Source organism: Membranihabitans maritimus (genome assembly GCF_021729145.1).
GTDB lineage: Bacteria > Bacteroidota > Bacteroidia > Chitinophagales > Saprospiraceae > Membranihabitans > Membranihabitans maritimus.
On the sequence record NZ_JAJSLW010000007.1, the window covers coordinates 84,654 to 104,816 of the forward strand.

The following is a 20,163-nucleotide window of genomic DNA, read 5'->3' on the forward strand; positions in this document are numbered from 1 at the left end:
CAAAATTTTTTATCTACCCTCCCTTTTAAAGGTTTGCCACATTCCATACAAGTTCTGTCCCTATTCATCACATCAACAAAACAATTTAAAGTTAAACACTATCATAGTACATGAATTTGATAACTACATATAGAATATCCTTCTAATGCGCAAAGCATGATGGTTCATCTCTAACAATAAAGCTAAACCGAGAAAAGAATATAATAAAAATTTACAATTTCTAATAACAATCAACAACACAAAGACAAAATTCTTTGAAGCCAATCACTTCAATAATATTAAATATCCTGGGGGCGACAAATATGTTATAGGTTTAGAGTGAGTATACCAGAGCATACATGGTTTGCCCGTTATCCTGTGGAAGATTCCTGAAACCTTATTCGGATACAGTAAAGGCAATGTTTTCACCTTCACCATTCAAGCCAGAGAATTCGAATTATGGAAAAACATCAGTAACTTACCTAAATTAGACCAATTATTAAAGGGATCTCTTTTCTTTAATTGACCAATTTCTCGATGAAAATTAGATGCTCAAATGAAAGCTGAATTCAAATGTTGCAAATACCCTTTTGATATTTTTAATAATATTTTTTGATCTATCTCCTTTTTCTTTGGGGAAATGGTAATTTAGAGATTTCAAAAAGCAGCGGCGCAAATTATCAAAACAATATATGATTTTCGCTAATACCAATACGGGTCCTTACTTACACCAAATTATTCAAGGAATATGCTACGACATTTATTACCATTAATACTAATTCTGGTCACAATGAGTCAACTCTCCTCTCAAAACTACCTTGATGAAATAAAAACAAAGTGGGTAAATGCCCACAAGTATATGATGGAATTAACGGCTAATACGCCTGATTCTCTGTATCATTTTCGTCCTACCGGAGAATCGATGACATTACAAGAACAAATAATACATACGGGTAGTAATATGATTCGCCTTTCAAACGGGCAATTGCAATTTAATAAAATAGCAAAGCCAGAAATTAATGTTGAAACAGCTTCACCTGAGGAGACGAGGTCTTATCTAGATGCTGCATTTAAATATGCTCTGCAAGCAATTGAAAATGAATCGGATGCTTCGTTGAATACGATAAGTCAAAACTTTTTTGCCGGCCCCAAATCACATAGACAAATAATTAATGTAATGAACGACCATGTAGCCCATCATCGAGGTCAAATAATCGTATATCTGAGATTAAATGGGATATCGCCACCTCGTTACGTCGGTTGGTAATCATTTGTTTTAGTTCCTATTCTGCCCTCCTTGTTGTATATCGGGTAACGAAAAGAACGGTAAACTTTCCTGAAACTTTTTTTAGTCAGCACTATTTGCCACAAATTATTGTGATTGGCCCTAAATGCACCTGCACAGCAACTAAGGTAATAAATCCACATTCGATAAAATGTCTCATTATAATTTTCTTTTATCCTTGGCCAATTTTTTTTAAATCTTTTGAGCCAGGCCATTAAAGTAGTATCGTAATATTTCCCAAAATTATGCCAGTCCTGTAGAATAAATTTCTGGCCCATTGATCTGGCAACCTGCTGAGCTGAAGGAATCAAACCATTTGGGAATATATATTTATGGATCCAGGGATCAGCAGTAAAAGAGGTATCGTGGCTTCCAATGGTATGAATTAAGGTAATGCCATTGTCTTTCAAAGCTTCATATACTTTTTCCATATACACTTTATGGTTCTTGAAACCCACATGCTCGAACATTCCTATAGAGACAATCCGATCAAATTTTTCGCTAATATTTCTATAGTCTTGAATGCGAATTTCTGCCTGAAGGTCTTTGCAACGTTCCTTCGCCAACTCCGCCTGTGCTTTTGAAAGGGTTATTCCCAGCACATCGACATCGTAGTTTTCAGCTGCATATTTCACAAAACCGCCCCATCCGCACCCGATATCAAGGACTTTCATACCTGGGCTTAATTTCAACTTTTCGCAAATCATTTCCAGTTTCTTATTCTGCGCTTCATCCAGGTTCTTGGCACCATCCCAATAACCACAAGAATACATCATATTTATCCCCAACATTTCACGATACAAATCATTCCCAATATCGTAGTGGTGTGCTACAGACTTAGAGGAACGGGATATCGTTTGCAAATTCAACAACCTTGCCTTCAAGTTTTGAAATGCAAGAGAAAAGTTATTTTTCACCTTTTCATTGATATCAGCGGTCAATAATCGATCAAATAACTGGTCCAATCGTCTACATTCCCACCAACCTTCCATATAAGATTCTCCAAGCCCCATCGACCCATGGATTAATGTCCGCCTGTAAAATTCAGGATTCAAAACTTTTATATCCCAAGGATTATCACCCTCAAATTCTACTCCACTTCCCCGTATCAATTCGTTCAGCTTTAGCTTATAACTATTATTCATACATAAAAGTGTTTTACTAAACAATTAGAAATAAATATTTAAACATCAAATACTTACGCCCATTCTATTAAATTAAGCCAACAACTATTTGAACTATAAATTAAAAAAAAACTTTAAATTTATAAACTCACTCTTCCGCAAAATTTATCAATACCATAAAATATATTGTATAATTAGGATCAAAATCGTATTATCATGTTTATTAAACTATAAAGTGTAATTTAATATTCCAGATCCTAGGGTAATACGAAGGGTTAGAATCTAAAAATTAACACAAATATGAATGACTTAGATGTCGTTAATTGGGGAATTATAGGGGTAGGAGATGTTTGCGAAGTAAAAAGTGGTCCGGCTTTTAGTAAAATACCGGGGTCAAATCTTGTAGCTGTAATGCGACGTAACGCATCAAAAGCAAAAGATTACGCAAAAAGGCATAATGTACCACACTGGTACAGTGATGCGGATGAATTGATACAATCTGCAGACATTAATGCGATCTATATTGCCACACCTCCTCATATGCATGCCCATTATACAAAATTGGCAGCGGCAGCAGGTAAACCCATCTACGTAGAAAAACCAATGGCCAGGAATTTCAAAGAGTGCAACGAGATGATTCGTATCTGTAATGCGTCAAATGTTAAATTATTTACAGCCTATTACAGACGGTGTCTCCCTAATTTTTTGAAAATAAAATCCATCATCGATGAAGGGGTTTTGGGGGAGGTCAGATATGTAGATTTACATCTCACCCAACCACTAAAAGATGTCGATTTACCACCTGAAAGTTCGGGAAACTGGCGAATTAACCCCGAAATTGCAGGAGGAGGTTATTTTTATGATTTAGCCTCCCACCAGCTTGATTTCTTAGATTATTTATGGGGTCCACTAAAAAACACTAGGGGTATATGCTTGAATCAGGCCCGCAAATATGAAGCAGAAGATATTGTTTCCGGTACCTTTACTTTCGAAAACGGGATTTTAGGACAGGGTCTGTGGTGTTTTACAACCTCTGAAATATCCTCGAAAGATCAGGCTGTAATCGCAGGAACAAAGGGAGAAGTCCGTTTTTCATATTTTGGAGATACCAACGTGTATCTTTATATCGAAAACCAAAAAATAGAAACATTCACCTTTGAAATGCCTGCACATGTACATCAACCATTATTGGAAACTGTCGTCAAAGATTTGCAAGGAAAAGGGATATGCCCCAGTACAGGGATAAGCGGAGCACGAACGAATAAAGTTATGGAAGATTTATGCCAATGGGTTCCCCTTTAGGTTTTGCGAAAAATCACTACCCTATCGTCTTTTGACGGCAATATTGTAAATCTCCATTTCTCGGCAATAAATGCTATTGTTTGCCTATGAAAAAATATAACATGTGTTTGATCATTCACGTAATGCCACGTCCTAAAGGCTTTCAGGGATTGATAAAAATCTGTCATTATCACCAACAGGCTGCCACGTTTCATTAAATTACAAAGAAAGTCCAGTTCATCGGATGGGTTGAAAAAATGTTCAAAGCATTCAGTGGCAAATATAAAATCATAACATTTGCTATTCATTCCATTTTGGTAAAAAATAGGATCGTAATTGTCACATTTAAATCCTTTGTTCTTCAGAATAACAGACAATGTTGGCTTTGGCCCGCATCCAAAATCAAGTCCACCTGCTCCTTCCTTTAAATATGGCAGGGCAGGTTTAATGGCTCTGTTTAAGAACCGCACATAACCAGGAAATTCAATTCCGTTTTTGTGCGTCAAATACCGCTCCTTTTCCTCTTGATATTCAGGCCTAAAAACGGGATCTATAAAGATAGAATAACAATGGTCACAAAATCTAAATATTCTGTCGTCAGGGCCTTCTATGATTTTTATTGGTCCTCTGTTGCCACATAGCGGGCAGTCCATAAATTATATTTTATCCACTACAACTTTGTAAGTGGGATCTTCGATTACATTTACATCAATTAAAGCATCCGCATTTTTCAATAACTTCCTGCAATCAGGACTTAAGTGCTTTAAATGAACTTTCTTACCAACTTTTTGATACCTTTCCGTTAATTTATTCAACGTGTCTATTGCAGACATATCCACTACCCTACTTTCTGAAAAATCGATTACGATTTCTTCCGGATCATTTAAGATATCAAATTTATCATTAAACACCGCGGTAGAACCAAAAAATAAAGGGCCATAAATTTCATAATACTTCACCCCATTTTCATCCATTCTCTTTCTTGCCCTAATTCTTTTGGCATTGTCCCAAGCAAATACAAGCGCTGAAATAATAACACCAATCAATACAGCCAATGCCAAATTATGCAAAAAGACCGTAATTACAGCGACAAGAATACCAACAAAAAGATCGGTCTTGGGTATTTTACCTATCATTCTAAAACTTACCCATTCAAAGGTCCCGATAGATACCATTATCATTACCCCTGTCAGAGCAGCCATAGGCAATTTACCAATTAAACCAGCCCCGAACATAATAAAAATCAATAACATAACAGCAGCTACGATACCAGATAAACGTGCTCGAGCTCCAGAGGATATATTAATTAAACTTTGTCCCAACATTGCACAACCACCCATGCCGGAAAAAAATCCCGACAATACATTTGCTGTGCCCTGCGCTACACATTCTTTGTTGCCACGCCCTCTGGTTTCAGTTATCTCATCAATAATATTTAATGTCAAAAGACTTTCGATCAAACCTACACCTGCCATAATAACAGCATATGGGGTAATCACTTGAAGCGTTTCAAAAGTAAAAGGGACCATGGGAATATGGAACGGCGGGAATCCGCCTTCTATCGAAGCAAGATCACCCACAGTTTTTGTATCGATTCCGAAAGTTATTACTATCCCAAAAACTACTAAAATAGCAACAAGGGAAGAAGGTATTGCTTTACTCAATTTTGGTAAACCCCAAATAATAAACATAGTGACCACTACAAGTCCCAATAAAGTATAAAGAGGGTTTCCGGTTAACCATTCACCATCTGAGTTCTTAAATTGTCCCAGTTGAGACATAAAAATAATAACGGCCAATCCATTCACAAATCCATATACAACGGGTTGAGGAACTAATCTCATAAATTTTCCTAATTTAAAAATACCCGCTAGTATTTGTAATATTCCTGCCATGACAACCGTAGCAAAAATATACTCCGGGCCATGAGATATAGACAAAGACACAATCACTACTGCAACCGCTCCGGTAGCTCCTGATATCATACCAGGTCTTCCTCCCAAAACTGAAGCCACCAATCCCATAACAAATGCAGCATATAACCCTGTCAAAGGTGATAATTCCGCCATAAAAGCAAAAGCAATGGCCTCCGGAATAAGGGCTAAAGCAACTGTAAGTCCAGATAAAATCTCAATTTTATAATCAACTTTCTGCTTAAAATCAAAAAGGTTTAAATACTTTTTCATGTAATGTATTTTGTAAATTAGTAGGAATTAGCGTTAGGTGGATTGGAAGAAACAGTATTGCATAAAAGGTCCTGGAGATTTACCAAATAAATGATCGGCACCACAACTACTGTTTTTTTTGAGGCCTGGCCTCCATGCAATACTCCATCAGGGCGGAGTAATACTAAAAATATTATATATAATTACTTGATCTTTCATAAGAAGCCACAAAAGTAATAAAATTCTGAAGAAGACCAAATATTCAACTTCTATATAATAAAATATGCAAAATAAACCAAATTACAAAATTTTAATAATACAATTAATCCCAATTAGCAAAACATATGACTTAACCTAATTATTATCACAAGTATTAATTTCCCGATTAAATTCAATCACAAACAGGTTTTTAAATTTATTTATTAAAGTTCTGTCTATAACTATATTTTCATATAATATTTTTTTATAATATTTGCATGGTGGATAAATCAATACATATCGATGAATTAGTTGAAAAAGTCATCCATAAGGATCGAATAGCTCTTTCAAAAGCCATTACACTTATTGAAAGCTCTCTTTCTTATGACCGCTCCATGGCAAGCTCATTTATGCAATTGATTCAACCATACAGATACCCCATCCCAAAAATCGGGATAACCGGTAGTCCCGGAGTAGGCAAAAGCACCTTTATAAATGACTACGTAAAAGGGATTGGGCGTAATACCAAAATTGCTATACTGACAATTGATCCTTCGAGTTCCTTCACAGGTGGTAGTTTACTTGGTGACAAGACGAGAATGTCTGATATAGTTGACTATGACAATGTATTTATCCGCCCGAGTCCTTCAAAGGGTAAGTTAGGAGGTATTTCAATACATTCGTGGGAGACCGTACAGATTTGTGAAGCTGCAGGATTTGACCAAATACTTATTGAGACGGTGGGAATCGGACAATCCGAAATAGAAATAAAATACCTGGCGGATGAAATTGTTTTTCTTGTTCAACCGGGAAGTGGAGATGAATTACAGGGCATCAAAAAAGGGATCCTGGAAATAGCGAATAAAATAGTCGTTACAAAAACAGATCTTGACCCTAAACTGGCCCAAACTACCGTTCACCAACTCAAAACCGCACTCCATCTTTCCGATATCCAGGCTAAGGGCAATGGTTTGTCTTATTATCAAATATCGACAAAAGATTCAGCATCCATCAATACTTTAATAGAAGACCTGACTAAAATAAAGCCAGGAAAATTAAACAGGTTCTGGGAATTTTGGTTTCAGAAACATATCAATCAACTTTGTATAGACTTTTTGACCAATCATCCAAAATTTAAAACGGAACTAGGACGCATGGAAAGGCAAATAGCAAATGGGGACACATCACATTTTAGAGCAATCGAGTTACTTCAAAACACCCTGAATAAATTATGTTGAAGATCCAAACCTGCAAAATAATCAGCACCATTTCACTCATCTTAAGTATTCAATTCACTCTACTATCTCAGCCCATTGGTTGGAGAAATCCAATCAATGGTAAAGTTCTCCTTTCAGGAACATTTGGAGAATTACGGGGTAACCACTACCATGGAGGAATCGATATCAAGCCATCTGAGGGTGGCCACCAACCTGTATTAGCAGTAGCAGACGGTTATGTAAAAACGATAAAAATACATGGAGGATCATACGGGAATGCATTACTGCTGCAACATAAAGATGGTTTTCAAAGTTTGTATGGTCACCTTAATGGATTTGAACGGAAAATTGATTCAATTGCCTATAGTATTCAATACAGGGATTCTTCATTTCAAATTAATGAGGTTCTTGATACTACAAAATTACCTGTCAAACAAGGTGATGTAATTGGATACATGGGAAATACTGGATATTCATTTGGGCAACATTTGCATTTTGAAGTCAGACATATTTCTGGTACCCATTACAATCCATTAAAAATAATTCCGCAAATAGAGGATAAAACTAGTCCGCGTTTTAGAAAATTGCGCCTTAATTACCTGGATGCTAATGGCCGGGAATACAGGGATGAATTGCTCTCGGTAAAAAATCTGGGGGCCAATAAATTTTCAGCTGGCAATATAAAACTTAATGGATTTTATTTCTCAATAGCTGTAGATGTAGTCGACCTCCATGAAGAAACGTATAATCAAAATGGAATCTATCAACTTGATATGTATGTAAATGACAGTTTGTATTATAGGATAAATGTGGATTCACTTACTTCCCATGACCGGCATTATTATAATAACAAAATAGATTATACGCATTCAGACCATCAAAAAGCTATTTTTCACAATCTCCAACATCAATCTATATATTACTTACCAATCGTAAATACCTCTACTTCAGGACTTTTAAAACTCACTCCATTCAAATCAAAGGAAATTCAAATCGTTGCTAGTGATTTTCAAGGGAATAAATCGACTCTTCATCTCACTCTGAGCCAGGTCGATCAAGTCCAAATGAATTATAACCACATTTACAATTTTGTAGTTGGGAATTCGGAGTCTCAAAAAATTGAGCTGGACCATTACACTGTATTATTTCCAAAAAACAGTCTGGGGAAGGAAAAAAGACTGTATGTTTTTGAAGAGCAGGAAGTAATAGACAATCAATCTCAATGGATTCTCCACCTGGACAAAGATCGAATTCCCATATTTGAAGATCTCACCATCCAGTTAAGAGACCATCGGCCCATCAACGAAAAAGAAAAATGGGTCATGGCTTCCTGCACAGACAATAGTATTTATCCTCAAATCACTTATAAAAGTGAAAATGCCTTTATAGCCAAAGTAGGTCGCCTTGGAAATTATTGCCTTATCCAGGATACCATCCCTCCAACTATTCAGCTTCGTTCACAGAGAGGAAACGGTTGGATATTTAAAATATCAGATAACCTATTTCCCTTTTCCCAATTGGATATAGAAGCTACCATTGACGGAAAATGGGCATTGGTTAAAGAAGAATTTAAAAAGAACACCATTACCTTTTCAGATTTTGACCGGTTCAAGAATGGACAAAAACACAATTTTATACTTTCCGTTACGGATGGGTGCGGAAATAAGTCCGTATTTGAATCAGAATTGTAAAATATTTTTTTTAATTATGTTTCTTCTATAAAATTCCAAATGTTAGAAGAAATATACTACAATGATTAAATTTAAATTCCTTACTTACCAAATAACAATATTTTTAATTTTTATATTCTTCTGCCCGTTTACCCTACTAAGTCAGAATGATTTCGTAAGCAAGGTGTACCCCTATCTGGATGCAGCTAATTCCAGATGGTTTTATTTTTCTTCTGCTTGCAGACCATTTGGCATGGTGAATTTAAGTCCGGACATGGTAAAAGACGGTGCCTGGAATTCAGGGTACCGATACCATAGAGACAGTATCCACTTCTTCAGCCATATCCACGCCTGGCAAATTTCAGGTATTCCCGTAATGGCTACAACAGGGAAATTCAAAGGACATCTTGGATCAGAGGAATATCGATCTTCCTATCATCATGATACTGAAAACACTTATCCTGGCTACCATAAAATCCACCTGGAAGATTATAACATAACAGCAGAATTAACTTCCACTACCCGGGTTGGCTTTCATAAATATACTTTCCCCGCCTCAGATAGTAGCTTTATTTTCCTTGATCTTGGAACCGTTTTGGGCCCGTCCGGGACAGATAAAGGAATGGCCAAAAGAGTTTCCGACCAAGAGATACAAGGATATGCCCTGATGGGTGCTACTTCGCGCCGACCCAAAGCCACATATGTATATTATTCAATTGTTTTGGACAAAAAGCCTACAAAAATAAATACCTGGCAGCATAATACTATTGGCGGTGAATTAAACCGCTTTGAAGGGGCAGGTGGAGGCGTTTACTTTCATTTCAAAACATATCAGGGAGAGGAAGTCAAAATGAAAGTAGGAATATCCTACGTCAGTGCGGACCAGGCACGAAAGAATATTGAAGCTGAACTTACCCATTGGAATTTTGAAAAAGTAGTCAATGAATCAAGGAGTGAATGGAATAAATTGTTGGGTCGCATTGAGGTAAAAGGTAATTCAAAAAATCAAATACGTAGGTTCTATACGGACTTATGGAAATCACTCCAAGGAAGGCGAATTATTAGCGATGCCAATGGAAAATATTGCGACATGACAGGGGATACACCAGCCATAAAACAAATACCATTGGATGACAAAGGGAAACCGGCCTTTAACCACTATAATTCAGACTCCTTTTGGGGTGCACAATGGACTATTACTACTCTTTGGCAACTGGTCTATCCTGGGATTGCCGAAGAATTTATCAATTCAATGTTACTCATGTATCAAGACGGTGGTCTTATTCCCAGAGGTCCATCCGGTGGAAATTATACATATGTAATGACTGGTGCTTCCTCCACCCCCTTTATAGTCGGTGCTTACATGAAGGGGATTAGAGGATACGATATCAAAGCAGCTTTTGAAGGAATCGTAAAAAATGGTCGTTCCGGAGGTATAATGGCCCATGCTGGTTATGAACATGATACGAAAAATGGAGGTGGGTTGGAAGAATATGTTGAAAACGGCTACGTACCATATCCCTTAAGCAATAAACGTTGGGGTGGTCACCAGGACGGTGCAGGCCAAACACTGGAATATTCTTTTCAGGACTGGTGCGTAGCGCAAATGGCTAAAAAGCAGGGTAATAAAAAAATATACAACGAATTTATAAAACGCTCCCATCACTGGAAAAATATTTTTGACCAGGAAATAAACTGGATTCGTCCCAAAGACCATGATGGTAACTGGAAAACCCCATATGATCCTTATGAATACAGGAACGGATTTGTTGAATCTAATGGTGCACAGGCTACCTGGTATGTTCCCCACGACCTTATGGGCCTCTCGCAATTGATGGGAGGAAATGAAAAGGCTTCCGCACAACTCAATTCCAGTTTTGAGGAAGCCCTTAAACTTGATTTCACTTCCGGAAAATCGCACTCAGCTGAAACCGAACGCAAAAATCGCCGAATCCCAATTAACTATGGGAACCAGCCCAGTATTCAATCCGCTTTTGTCTTTAATTACTTTCAAAAACCCTGGTTAACCCAATATTGGTCCAGGCAGGTACTTCAGAAAGCTTTTAGCGGATTATCACCGGAAAGTGGATACAATGGTGATGAAGATCAGGGCTTAATGGGATCTTTGGCTGTTCTTATGAAAATTGGATTATTTGAAATGCATGCTGGTTGCGCCCAAAATCCGTATTATGATATCGGAAGCCCTATTTTTGATGAGATAATAATACACCTTGATCAGGATTATTACCCGGGAAAAAACTTAAAAATTTCCGTAGAAAATAATTCCTACAATTCGCCCTATATTCAGCAAGCAATTCACAACGGCTCCAAACTACAGTCAGCTTTTATCTTTCATTCAGAGCTGGTAAAAGGAGGTCATCTATCATTGAAAATGGGAAATACTCCTAACAAAAATTGGGGGAGTTCGAATGATAACAACCCAGGATTACAATTAAAATAACTTTATTTTCCACAATAAAAATGTTAATCAATGTCCATTAAAAGAAGATCATTTGTAAAATCAGGCGTTATATCCATGACAGGACTTTCCATAATGCCAATGTCCAATTTTGACTGGACAAGGTCATCTCCTCCTCAAAATTTTTCACAATTTATATCAACACTAATTCCTATTAACGATCAAACGGTCCGACAAATACTGAAAAGAAAAATAAACAATCCCTCTTCACCCTGGCATGGAGGATACTTTAATCAGTACCAAATTCCAAACGCACACAGTACGAATTCGTTCGTAGTAAGAGGTTGCATATCCTATCTTTCCGAATTTTCACAATACTATAAATCCAAGTCATTGAAAGCCGACCTTGAATCCGCGATGGATTGCTTGCTAAACGTTCAATACGAAGATGGCACCATCGATTTGTATTCCACCAATTTCCACTCGACACCCGATACGGCTTTCATCGTCAATGACCTAATACCGACATTCAAAATGATGAAAAGTATGGGCTATGAGGAAAGCAATACTCTCCTGGAAAAAATGAAAACATTTATTCTCCGTGCAGGTCAATGTTTCATTACAGGAGGCATTCACACTGCAAACCATCGTTGGGTAGTTTCAGCGGCTTTAGCCCGGGTTTACTCAATCGATCCCCAAAAAAAATATATTAAAAGAATTGACGAATGGCTGGCAGAAGGTATTGACCAGGATAGTGACGGTCAATACCACGAAAGGAGTGTAAGTATCTATTCCCCGATTTGTAACAACATGTTCCTCACTATCGGCAAATTACTTAATCGAAAGGAATTTTTTGATATTGTCAGAAAGAACCTCGAAATGACTCTTTTTTATATCCAACCGGGTGGAGAGGTTCTTACAGAAGCATCCGATAGACAAGACAAAGCTACAATAGCGTATGTAAATAGATATTATCTTTCGTATCGATATTTTGCCATTTCGGATAAAAACGGTCAATTCTCATCAGTGTGTAAGTTAATCGAAGACAAAATGATCAACAGTGTCGTTGGCACTATTCCGTACATGTATGAATTTTCTGAATATCAGCATCCTCTGCCCCCCTCAAAACCGCTGCCTACCCGTTATTTTAAAAACTTCAGCCATTCCGGAGTAATTAGGATAAAAGAAGACCACTGGGACCTTTCAATAATTGAAAATAACCCTACATTTATGGTATTGATGAAGGGAAATGTCGTAGTACAATCTGTCCGTTTGGCCGCAGCTTTCTTCGGTTCCAAAGGGCAATTTATTCCCGAAGAACTAATGGTCGAAAATAAAAAAATCACGCTCAAAAAATCAATAACACACGGCTATTACCAACCCATCCCGGAAGACCGGGTATCCGGTAAGAATGGATGGGTTGAATATCCCAGGGATAAAAGGGGAATGAGTGAATTACAAACTATGAATTATACAGTTGTAATAAGCATAGAAGACTCTAAAGTAAAATTGGATATTGATGTTTCGGGCACTGATAATGTACCTGTTTCTTGTGAAATGAATTTCCGATCGGGGGATATAATATCTGGAATTAAAGATGATCTCCACGAAGAGCAAAGTTATTTCATCGACGAAGGCTATGCCGAAATCACGAACAACGGAGATACATTGAAATTTGGTCCCGGCAAAATGGAGCACCAGTGGGCGCAGATGAGAGGGATGCTACCAAAACAAAATGGTGAAAGCGTTTATATCACTGGGGTTACTCCCTTTAAACATACACTGTATTTTTCATAAAGTGCTCAATAAGAAAAATGCTCCCTGAAATATCTACTCCATAAAATTACTTTTTGCGATACCGAATTACAGGCATTTGACTCTTTCTGGACTTGTGAAGCTCCATATACTGATCCAATAATGGTCGTGCAGATTCTTTAACCCCCTCCGGGTCACTATACATATTTTTGGATATACGCTGACGCATTGCCTCAAACAGGCTTACGGCGCATGCTACGGAAATATTCAGGCTTTCAACCATCCCCATTTGAGGAATTATAAAATTCCCATCTGATTTTTGCAAAGCTTCCTGACTGACTCCATCACTTTCATTTCCGAATAAAAGCGCGGAGGGCTTGGACAGGTCCAGATCATACAATTCCTGGGACTTATCTGATAAATGAGTGGAAAAAATACGTTTATATTTTTTTCGTACTTCCTCAAAACAGTAATCGATATCTTGAAAATAATGGATTTGAACCCATTTTTTAGTTCCCGCTGTTGTCCTCTTACCAATTTTGAATTCTTTTCTCTGCAACTCTGGATCCGTATACAACACATATACATCTGATATCCCTATTGCATCACAAGACCGCATCGCAGCTCCTAAATTGTGGGTATCATAAACATTTTCCAGGATAATAGTGATATCTCTTTGCCTTTTATTCGCCAGGGACATATATTTTTGGAATCGTTCATCAGATATCTTCATACGGCTAAGTTTATTAAAATCTATTTTCCGCAGTAATGCATTTCCAGGTGGCCTAATATCTTATCGTATAAATAGAAAGTAACTACCCTTTTAGTTGGCTCTGGAATACTGGAAGTTCCGGAAAGAAACGATATTAACATGATCATTAAAAATATAAGGTTGGCCCTCGTATTCTCCTTTTATCATATCATATTTGAAAAAACAATCACGGCAATCTGAATTTTCAATATTTTGAATCCAATCAATTCCGTATTGATCTATGAGGCCCGTTAAGAGATAAAATATATCATATCCGTAGTACACTTCTTCACTGGCAAAGTATTTATACTTTTGAAAATACTTTTCGTCGAGACGTTGAACCTTTGGAGATACTTCATCTAAAAATCGCGAACTGGTAAAGTGAAAATTCAAGCCGTCGAATTGGTCAAAACTAACATTGTCGTTATTCATCCATGTTCCGAGTGCCAAAACACTAAGAAGTCTATTCCCGCGAGCAGCATTTAAGGCAGATAGCAATGAGATCAGATAGGATTCGTCCGCAGATCTCCAATTGGGTAATATAACCGTACGAATATCTTTAGATTCTAAGATATTGGTAATATCCTCGATCTCATCTCGTGGATTAGAAGAAGTAAAATAGGATTCTATCAATGGTTCTTCTTTTTTTATAATATCTACTAATCTTGAATCTTTTCGTTCTGCAAGAATTAATGACCTTTCAGAACCAAATTGATTTCTGGCAAATTCAGCCATTTCTTCAAGATGAGCATTCAATCCCGTATTGAGCTGGATATATTCTTCATATAAATCTATAGTAGTACTTGTATTCCAGGGAGACACAAAAGGGATATGAAAGTTTTTTGCATACCCAATTACACGGTTCACATCCGTGCTGCTATATGGTCCTACAATAAGGTCAGCGTTTTCAGGTTTTATAAGAGTCTCCATGGATCCTGTACTCTTAGATAAATCGTCAATATCAAAAGAAGATACTTTATAGTCTCTAGACCCTGAATACTGCTCTGCCGCCATCTTAAAACCAACATAAAAAGAGGTAGTCCGATCTGCTCTTTTATCTTGGAAAGGCAATGCAAATAAAATATTCACCGATCTGCCTTCAAAACTGCTCTCATCCGGATATTCCGTTACGACCTCGTCTTCATCGGTCTTATCTTCCCAATCCATTTCCTTGACGGTAACATCTTCTTTTTCTTCCCTATCTCCTGTTCTTTCCTTCTTGCTTTTTTCTGCAAAAAGATCCTCCAAAAAAACGCAACTTTGCAGTGAAATTCCAACAATTACAATATATAGGATGATTCGAAATCTATTCCCATTCAATTGTTGCAGGAGGCTTTGTACTAATATCATAAACGACTCTATTAATTCCTTTTACTTTATTAATGATATCGCTCGATATCTTTCCGAGCAACTCATAGGGTATTGGGGTCCATTCTGCAGTCATTCCATCCAGGCTATTTACGGCCCGCAATGCAACTGCTTTTTCATAGGTACGTTCATCCCCCATCACCCCTACAGATTCTACGGGTAATAAAATGGTCCCGGCTTGCCATATCTTATCATACCATCCAGATTTTCTAAGATGGTCAATATAAATAGCATCTGCTTCCTGCAAGGTTTTTACCTTTTCTTCGGTAATTTCTCCCAGGATACGTATTGCCAGCCCCGGACCCGGGAAAGGATGCCTTCCCAAAATATTACCCGGCACATTAACTTCTTTTCCCACTTTACGAACCTCATCTTTAAACAGTGATCTCAGGGGTTCTATTATCTTTAAGTTCAATTTTTCCGGCAGGCCTCCTACATTGTGATGAGACTTGATCGTAGCAGAGGGACCATGAACAGAAAGAGATTCAATAACATCCGGGTAGATAGTTCCCTGTCCGAGCCATTTGGTACCGGGAAAATTTCCGGCCTCACGTTCGAAAATATCAATAAATGTCTTCCCTATGGCCTTTCGTTTCAATTCAGGATCAGATAATCCCTTTAATGCACTGTAAAATTCATTGACAGCTTTAATACCAAAAATTCTTAAACCCATTTCACGATAGCTCTCCAATACCTCTTCAAATTCATTTTTCCGAAGTAATCCATTATCCACAAATATACAAATAAGGTTCTCACCGATAGCACGGTGTAACAGGGAGGCAGCCACAGTAGAGTCAACACCTCCACTCAAAGCAAGAATAACTTGTTCATCCCCCAGGGTTTGTTTCAATTCTCTAACGGTATCTTCTACAAATTTGGAAGGGGTCCAATTTTGCTTAACACCACTAATATCTACCAGAAAGTTTTTTAGCAATTGTTTACCTTCAAGTGTATGGGTCACTTCAGGATGGAATTGAACGCCATAAACGGGTTGATCAAAAACACTTTTTTTTGATCTGAAAACCGCAATGTCAATATCTTCTGACCCTGCTATAACTTCAAATTCTGAGGGTAACTTCCTAATAGTATCTCCGTGGGACATCCATACCTGGCTACCAATTTCCAAATCCTCCATCAAAGGGTCTTGTTCGTAAAATTTCGATAAATTCGCTTTCCCGTATTCCCGGTAATTAGAATTATTTACTTTTCCCCCGTAAAAATGGGAAATCCATTGTGCTCCGTAACAAATTCCCAATACTGGGACTTTCCCAACAATGCCTGATAAATCAAGCTTTAATGCATTTTCTCCTAAAACCGAAAAAGGACTGCCCGAAAGTATGATGGCTTCGATGTTTCCAGATAAATCAAAGTCATTATATGGCTTGATTTCACAATAAATATTTAATTCCCGAACTCTCCGGGCTATCAATTGTGTCACCTGCGAACCAAAGTCTAAAATTAATACCACTTACTTTACTTTTTATATTATTGGATGAGGCCCCTACCCCTTTTCTGAATTTCATCTGCTTCCTGTAAATCCTTTAATACGGCATCTAATATTCCATTGAGAAATTCTTTACTTTTGTCGGTGCTGTACATTTTCGCTATTTCGACGTATTCATTGAGGGTAACCTTTGTGGGGATTGAAGAAAATGACAAAAATTCAGATAACGCCATTTTAATCAATATTCGGTCTATAATGGCTACTCTTTCTATTTCCCAATTTTTGAGAAATGGAATTAACCGCTTATTATAACTTTCAAAATTCTCTATTACATCCTCCAAAAGAGACTCTCCAAATTCGTTTACCGTCTCTGCATCGGGCTTAAACTCCTGAAGTACTCTTTCATTATCCTCTACGCCCCTGATAATTCTTTTCAAAAACCCTTTTACCAGAGAATCATCATCAATCCAGTTCGGATAAGCATCGTACACTAATTCAATATACAACTCATTCTGGCACAGAAATTTCCAAAGGAAAATCAAAATATCAACATGGTCGTTATTATCGTGTTCCCCCTTATTAATGTAGGCTTTATACTCATCAGTCTTGGCAAACTTTTGATAAATCTTGCGGGCCTGGGAAACATCGAGAAAGTCATTAAACTTACCTTTATGCTTTTTGAATTCAGGATTATCCTCAATTCTTGCAATTATATCATTTCGATAGATATGGGATTTAAAATTCCTGTCCTCTTCTGTAATGAGATATTTTTGATTCCGCTTTTCCTTATCTTCTACAGACATCCTGCATATTAATACCAAATTCCTCAGGTTAAAAATAAGAAGCTCATACGCCATATTTACATTTTCATGGTACCTTCCATTTACATCGTGGATGCTTAGGTTTTTATCCTGAAACCAATTGTATATTGTCTGCATTACCTTTACCCGTACACTTCTTCTGCTGAGCATGTATAATTTCCCTTTTATTGAATTAATTGCTTTAACTCCTCTAAATTAAATTTATTGAAGTGCCACTTCCTTATTACCACTCCGTCCTTTGCCAAAATAAATCCAGGATTTGAGCGAATCATAGTTTTTAATAAAATTTCATCCGCTGTCCCCGCCTGGGCTTCTGGGGCAAATCTGCTAGTCAAATCTTCAACCGCCAATTGACCTGCTCCTCCAACGACTACGTACGTTTCTTTGCCAATTGATTTCAAATAATCAATTGCAGGACCTACGATATCTGTATATCGCTTTATATATTTTTGCTGCCATTCAAAAACCTCTCTTTCCGCCATCCTTTTAACGACTTCCATAGAAGTATCTACAACCATTTCACCTCTTACCTGCGCCGTATCATAAACGGCTATTGTATCCATTACTTCATACTCTTCGATCCTTGAGGCAACGGGATGCAATACAGGAGAAATAACCCACAAGTTGAAATCTTCGTTATTTAACATTTCTTCAGAAAGATTCTCATTGTTAATTCCAGAGATTATAAAATCTGAGATTTTAGTAGCTTCAATTTCCGGCTCCGTTTTAATTTGGGTAAACTCCCATTCTGACTTTGGATACGACTTGAAATTCTCCAGATATTCATCCATCGTCAATTCAACTTCTTCACCGCTTATGGAATTATACAACTTATATCCAAGAACCTCTACATTGTTCATAGCCTCTTCTTCCATTGCCTTAATCCCTCTAATATCAGTCCCCTCTTTAAAAGGTCTGAAATCAAAAACAGGAATATCAAACCAGGTATTATACATTCCAAAGACCGTCACAATGGTTACAAAAGCAATAGAAGCCAAGAATCGAACGCTTTTTGTCCACCACTGATATTCATATTTATAAAATAAAATAAATGCGATAGCGGGAATCAATAAAAAAATATCCTTAATAAATGATGTATAAGGTTCGAGTTTGAGAAAATCACCAAAACAACCACAATCAGAAACTTCCATCTGATCAGCTGAATACAAACCCCATTTACTAAATTCAAAAAAAGTCACATCGGGAGGAACATACCCTGTTAAATACGTAAATCCGGTTAAAATGGCAAAAAAGAAAACCATAGCCAGAAATACCCATGCCACTATTTTCCGTCGGGATCCTATCAAAAGCATAAAACCGATAAGCAACTCTAAAACAATCATTACCAATGCCACATAGACCCCATTATCAGCAAGTAAATGCCATAAACCGTCCAAAAAACTAAACGGAGTATTTGCCAGGTGCTTGGAAAAAGCATGAAAATAATCTTCCATTTTATAGGCTGTACCCAGAGGGTCAACAACCTTTACGAATCCGGAAATCAAAAAGAAAACTCCAGAGAATGATTGCAGAAAAGATAGTATCCAATTGCGATTTTTATTCAGCACAAAACCATTCAGCAAAGTAATAAACAAAGCTACTGCGGTGATAATGGTTAATAATACTGTCAGGGTCATATGCTTACTCGTTCGTAATAACTAAAGTTAACTATAATTCAAAAACATCCGAAAAATGCAAATTTTTACTGACTTCAAAAAAATAATTTTGACAATCTAATGCTATTCCATATTCCAGTTGTTCCTGCAAAGATATGTTTTGAAATCATAGATCGGTACTTCAAATGGACGATTTTTTTTATTTTTCACTTTGATTTAAAATCCAGTATAAAATAATATTTCACCAGAACGCTAAATAAATACAATTTGGATCGTTATAATACATTGAGTCAAAGTGTTAATGGGTATTTTAAAGAAAAAGGTTCTAAATTTTTTTCCTATCTGGCACCGGTAGAAAATGAAGAAGAAGCTCTAAACTTTCTCGATTCTATTAAAGAGGAACATTTCAAAGCCAGACATCATTGCTCTGCATGGCGCGTAAACCCGGATGAATTAATTGAACGAAGTAACGACGATGGAGAACCTTCCGGGACTGCAGGAAAACCTATACTGGGACAACTTATTAAATATGATGTGGTAAATATAGTTGCCGTAGTAGTTCGATATTTTGGTGGGACCCTCCTGGGAACCTCTGGCCTCATACAGGCTTACAAGACCAGTACTCAATTAGCCCTGGAATCGGGGAATATTATTGAAGTTGTTCAAAAAACACCATTTAAAATTGTTCTCCCGCTCGCCAAAGTCCATATTCTGGAGGAATGGGCCGCTCAATTGAATACAGAGATAATCAGCAGATCCTATGAAGGGACGAATGCCATTTATTCTATGGAAGCAGAAAGGGAAGCAATCGAAGGAAAACTAAAAATTCTAAAATCAAAACTACTCAATATATACATCGAAGAAGTTGAAGAAAAAATGGAGTATCCCGATATAAAATTTGAGATTTTGGGCTAAGAAGAAAAAAACTTTCCATTCCTATCAACCCAACACAAAATTCTGCATTCATAAACTATTGTGTTTCGTATGGTACCCCCAGTAAATTTCTCAATGCTGAATTCTTATAATTCTTAAAGATGCTTTCCTTTCTATCAAGAGGCGGACTAAGGGGG

At 37.1% G+C, this 20,163-nt stretch carries 15 protein-coding genes; 7 read left to right on the forward strand and 8 right to left on the reverse strand.

The features are described from left to right. The first annotated feature begins 769 nt into the window (after positions 1 to 769). The gene (locus LVD47_RS09900) at positions 770 to 1,246 is read left to right on the forward strand and encodes a DinB family protein (RefSeq protein ID WP_236975638.1); all 477 of its coding nucleotides are present in this window, start codon (positions 770 to 772) and stop codon (positions 1,244 to 1,246) included. On the opposite strand, the gene cfa is transcribed toward LVD47_RS09900, so the two are convergent. After that, the gene (gene cfa, locus LVD47_RS09905; protein WP_236975639.1) at positions 1,231 to 2,409 is read right to left on the reverse strand and encodes a cyclopropane fatty acyl phospholipid synthase; all 1,179 of its coding nucleotides are present in this window, start codon (positions 2,407 to 2,409) and stop codon (positions 1,231 to 1,233) included. The genes LVD47_RS09900 and cfa overlap by 16 nt on opposite strands. A 279-nt stretch (positions 2,410 to 2,688) precedes the next feature. Here cfa and LVD47_RS09910 point away from each other — a divergent pair, with 279 nt between their 5' ends. Further along, positions 2,689 to 3,690, forward strand: coding sequence for a Gfo/Idh/MocA family protein (locus tag LVD47_RS09910; protein ID WP_236975641.1), 1,002 nt, complete (start codon positions 2,689 to 2,691; stop codon positions 3,688 to 3,690). On the opposite strand, the gene LVD47_RS09915 is transcribed toward LVD47_RS09910, so the two are convergent. Both LVD47_RS09915 and LVD47_RS09920 read right to left on the reverse strand, forming a co-directional pair. Next, positions 3,687 to 4,322: a class I SAM-dependent methyltransferase gene (locus tag LVD47_RS09915; protein WP_236975643.1), complete on the reverse strand. Its 636-nt coding sequence runs from the start codon at positions 4,320 to 4,322 to the stop codon at positions 3,687 to 3,689. The genes LVD47_RS09910 and LVD47_RS09915 overlap by 4 nt on opposite strands. Positions 4,323 to 4,325: 3 nt before the next feature. Then, the gene (locus LVD47_RS09920; protein WP_236975645.1) at positions 4,326 to 5,855 is read right to left on the reverse strand and encodes a SulP family inorganic anion transporter; all 1,530 of its coding nucleotides are present in this window, start codon (positions 5,853 to 5,855) and stop codon (positions 4,326 to 4,328) included. 455 nt (positions 5,856 to 6,310) lie between these two features. On the opposite strand from LVD47_RS09920, the gene LVD47_RS09925 reads away from it, so the two are divergent. From LVD47_RS09925 to LVD47_RS09940, 4 genes are all read left to right on the forward strand, one after another. Then, entirely contained in the window at positions 6,311 to 7,270 is a 960-nt protein-coding gene (locus tag LVD47_RS09925; protein WP_236975647.1) for an ArgK/MeaB family GTPase, read from the forward strand. After that, positions 7,264 to 8,940: a M23 family metallopeptidase gene (locus LVD47_RS09930; protein WP_236975648.1), complete on the forward strand. Its 1,677-nt coding sequence runs from the start codon at positions 7,264 to 7,266 to the stop codon at positions 8,938 to 8,940. The genes LVD47_RS09925 and LVD47_RS09930 overlap by 7 nt, the downstream gene beginning before the upstream one ends. Positions 8,941 to 9,001: 61 nt before the next feature. Further along, entirely contained in the window at positions 9,002 to 11,380 is a 2,379-nt protein-coding gene (locus tag LVD47_RS09935) for a GH92 family glycosyl hydrolase (protein ID WP_236975649.1), read from the forward strand. Positions 11,381 to 11,410: 30 nt separating this feature from the next. Next, positions 11,411 to 13,135 (forward strand): hypothetical protein, encoded by a 1,725-nt coding sequence (locus tag LVD47_RS09940; RefSeq protein ID WP_236975650.1) that lies wholly within the window; start codon positions 11,411 to 11,413, stop codon positions 13,133 to 13,135. A gap of 46 nt (positions 13,136 to 13,181) precedes the next feature. On the opposite strand, the gene LVD47_RS09945 is transcribed toward LVD47_RS09940, so the two are convergent. The 5 genes from LVD47_RS09945 to LVD47_RS09965 form a co-directional block, all read right to left on the reverse strand. Next, positions 13,182 to 13,826, reverse strand: a complete 645-nt coding sequence (locus LVD47_RS09945) for a TrmH family RNA methyltransferase (protein ID WP_236975651.1) — start codon at positions 13,824 to 13,826, stop codon at positions 13,182 to 13,184. A gap of 90 nt (positions 13,827 to 13,916) precedes the next feature. Then, complete coding sequence (locus LVD47_RS09950) at positions 13,917 to 15,194, reverse strand: type 1 periplasmic-binding domain-containing protein (RefSeq protein ID WP_236975652.1); 1,278 nt, start codon at positions 15,192 to 15,194, stop codon at positions 13,917 to 13,919. Beyond that, entirely contained in the window at positions 15,151 to 16,680 is a 1,530-nt protein-coding gene (gene guaA / locus LVD47_RS09955) for a glutamine-hydrolyzing GMP synthase (RefSeq protein WP_236975653.1), read from the reverse strand. The genes LVD47_RS09950 and guaA overlap by 44 nt, the downstream gene beginning before the upstream one ends. 17 nt (positions 16,681 to 16,697) lie before the next feature. Then, on the reverse strand, positions 16,698 to 17,627 hold the full coding sequence (gene nusB, locus LVD47_RS09960) for a transcription antitermination factor NusB (RefSeq protein ID WP_236975654.1): 930 nt from the start codon (positions 17,625 to 17,627) through the stop codon (positions 16,698 to 16,700). Between the two features lie 14 nt (positions 17,628 to 17,641). Beyond that, positions 17,642 to 19,114, reverse strand: coding sequence for a hypothetical protein (locus LVD47_RS09965; RefSeq protein ID WP_236975655.1), 1,473 nt, complete (start codon positions 19,112 to 19,114; stop codon positions 17,642 to 17,644). Positions 19,115 to 19,360: 246 nt separating this feature from the next. On the opposite strand from LVD47_RS09965, the gene LVD47_RS09970 reads away from it, so the two are divergent. Then, a complete protein-coding gene (locus tag LVD47_RS09970) occupies positions 19,361 to 20,008 on the forward strand; it encodes an IMPACT family protein (protein WP_236975657.1) in 648 nt (215 codons plus the stop codon). The last annotated feature ends 155 nt before the right edge of the window (positions 20,009 to 20,163 follow it).

What these genes read in the sequence shown, in the direction of transcription:
- LVD47_RS09925 (WP_236975647.1), top strand. Translation starts at nt 6,311, where the DNA reads ATGGTGGATAAATCAATACATATCGATGAATTAGTTGAAAAAGTCATC.
- LVD47_RS09965 (WP_236975655.1), bottom strand. Translation starts at nt 19,114, where the DNA reads ATGACCCTGACAGTATTATTAACCATTATCACCGCAGTAGCTTTGTTT.
- LVD47_RS09920 (WP_236975645.1), bottom strand. Translation starts at nt 5,855, where the DNA reads ATGAAAAAGTATTTAAACCTTTTTGATTTTAAGCAGAAAGTTGATTAT.
- LVD47_RS09910 (WP_236975641.1), top strand. Translation starts at nt 2,689, where the DNA reads ATGAATGACTTAGATGTCGTTAATTGGGGAATTATAGGGGTAGGAGAT.
- LVD47_RS09945 (WP_236975651.1), bottom strand. Translation starts at nt 13,826, where the DNA reads ATGAAGATATCTGATGAACGATTCCAAAAATATATGTCCCTGGCGAAT.
- LVD47_RS09915 (WP_236975643.1), bottom strand. Translation starts at nt 4,322, where the DNA reads ATGGACTGCCCGCTATGTGGCAACAGAGGACCAATAAAAATCATAGAA.
- LVD47_RS09930 (WP_236975648.1), top strand. Translation starts at nt 7,264, where the DNA reads ATGTTGAAGATCCAAACCTGCAAAATAATCAGCACCATTTCACTCATC.
- LVD47_RS09950 (WP_236975652.1), bottom strand. Translation starts at nt 15,194, where the DNA reads ATGATATTAGTACAAAGCCTCCTGCAACAATTGAATGGGAATAGATTT.
- LVD47_RS09900 (WP_236975638.1), top strand. Translation starts at nt 770, where the DNA reads ATGAGTCAACTCTCCTCTCAAAACTACCTTGATGAAATAAAAACAAAG.
- LVD47_RS09935 (WP_236975649.1), top strand. Translation starts at nt 9,002, where the DNA reads ATGATTAAATTTAAATTCCTTACTTACCAAATAACAATATTTTTAATT.
- nusB (WP_236975654.1), bottom strand. Translation starts at nt 17,627, where the DNA reads ATGCTCAGCAGAAGAAGTGTACGGGTAAAGGTAATGCAGACAATATAC.
- cfa (WP_236975639.1), bottom strand. Translation starts at nt 2,409, where the DNA reads ATGAATAATAGTTATAAGCTAAAGCTGAACGAATTGATACGGGGAAGT.
- LVD47_RS09940 (WP_236975650.1), top strand. Translation starts at nt 11,411, where the DNA reads ATGTCCATTAAAAGAAGATCATTTGTAAAATCAGGCGTTATATCCATG.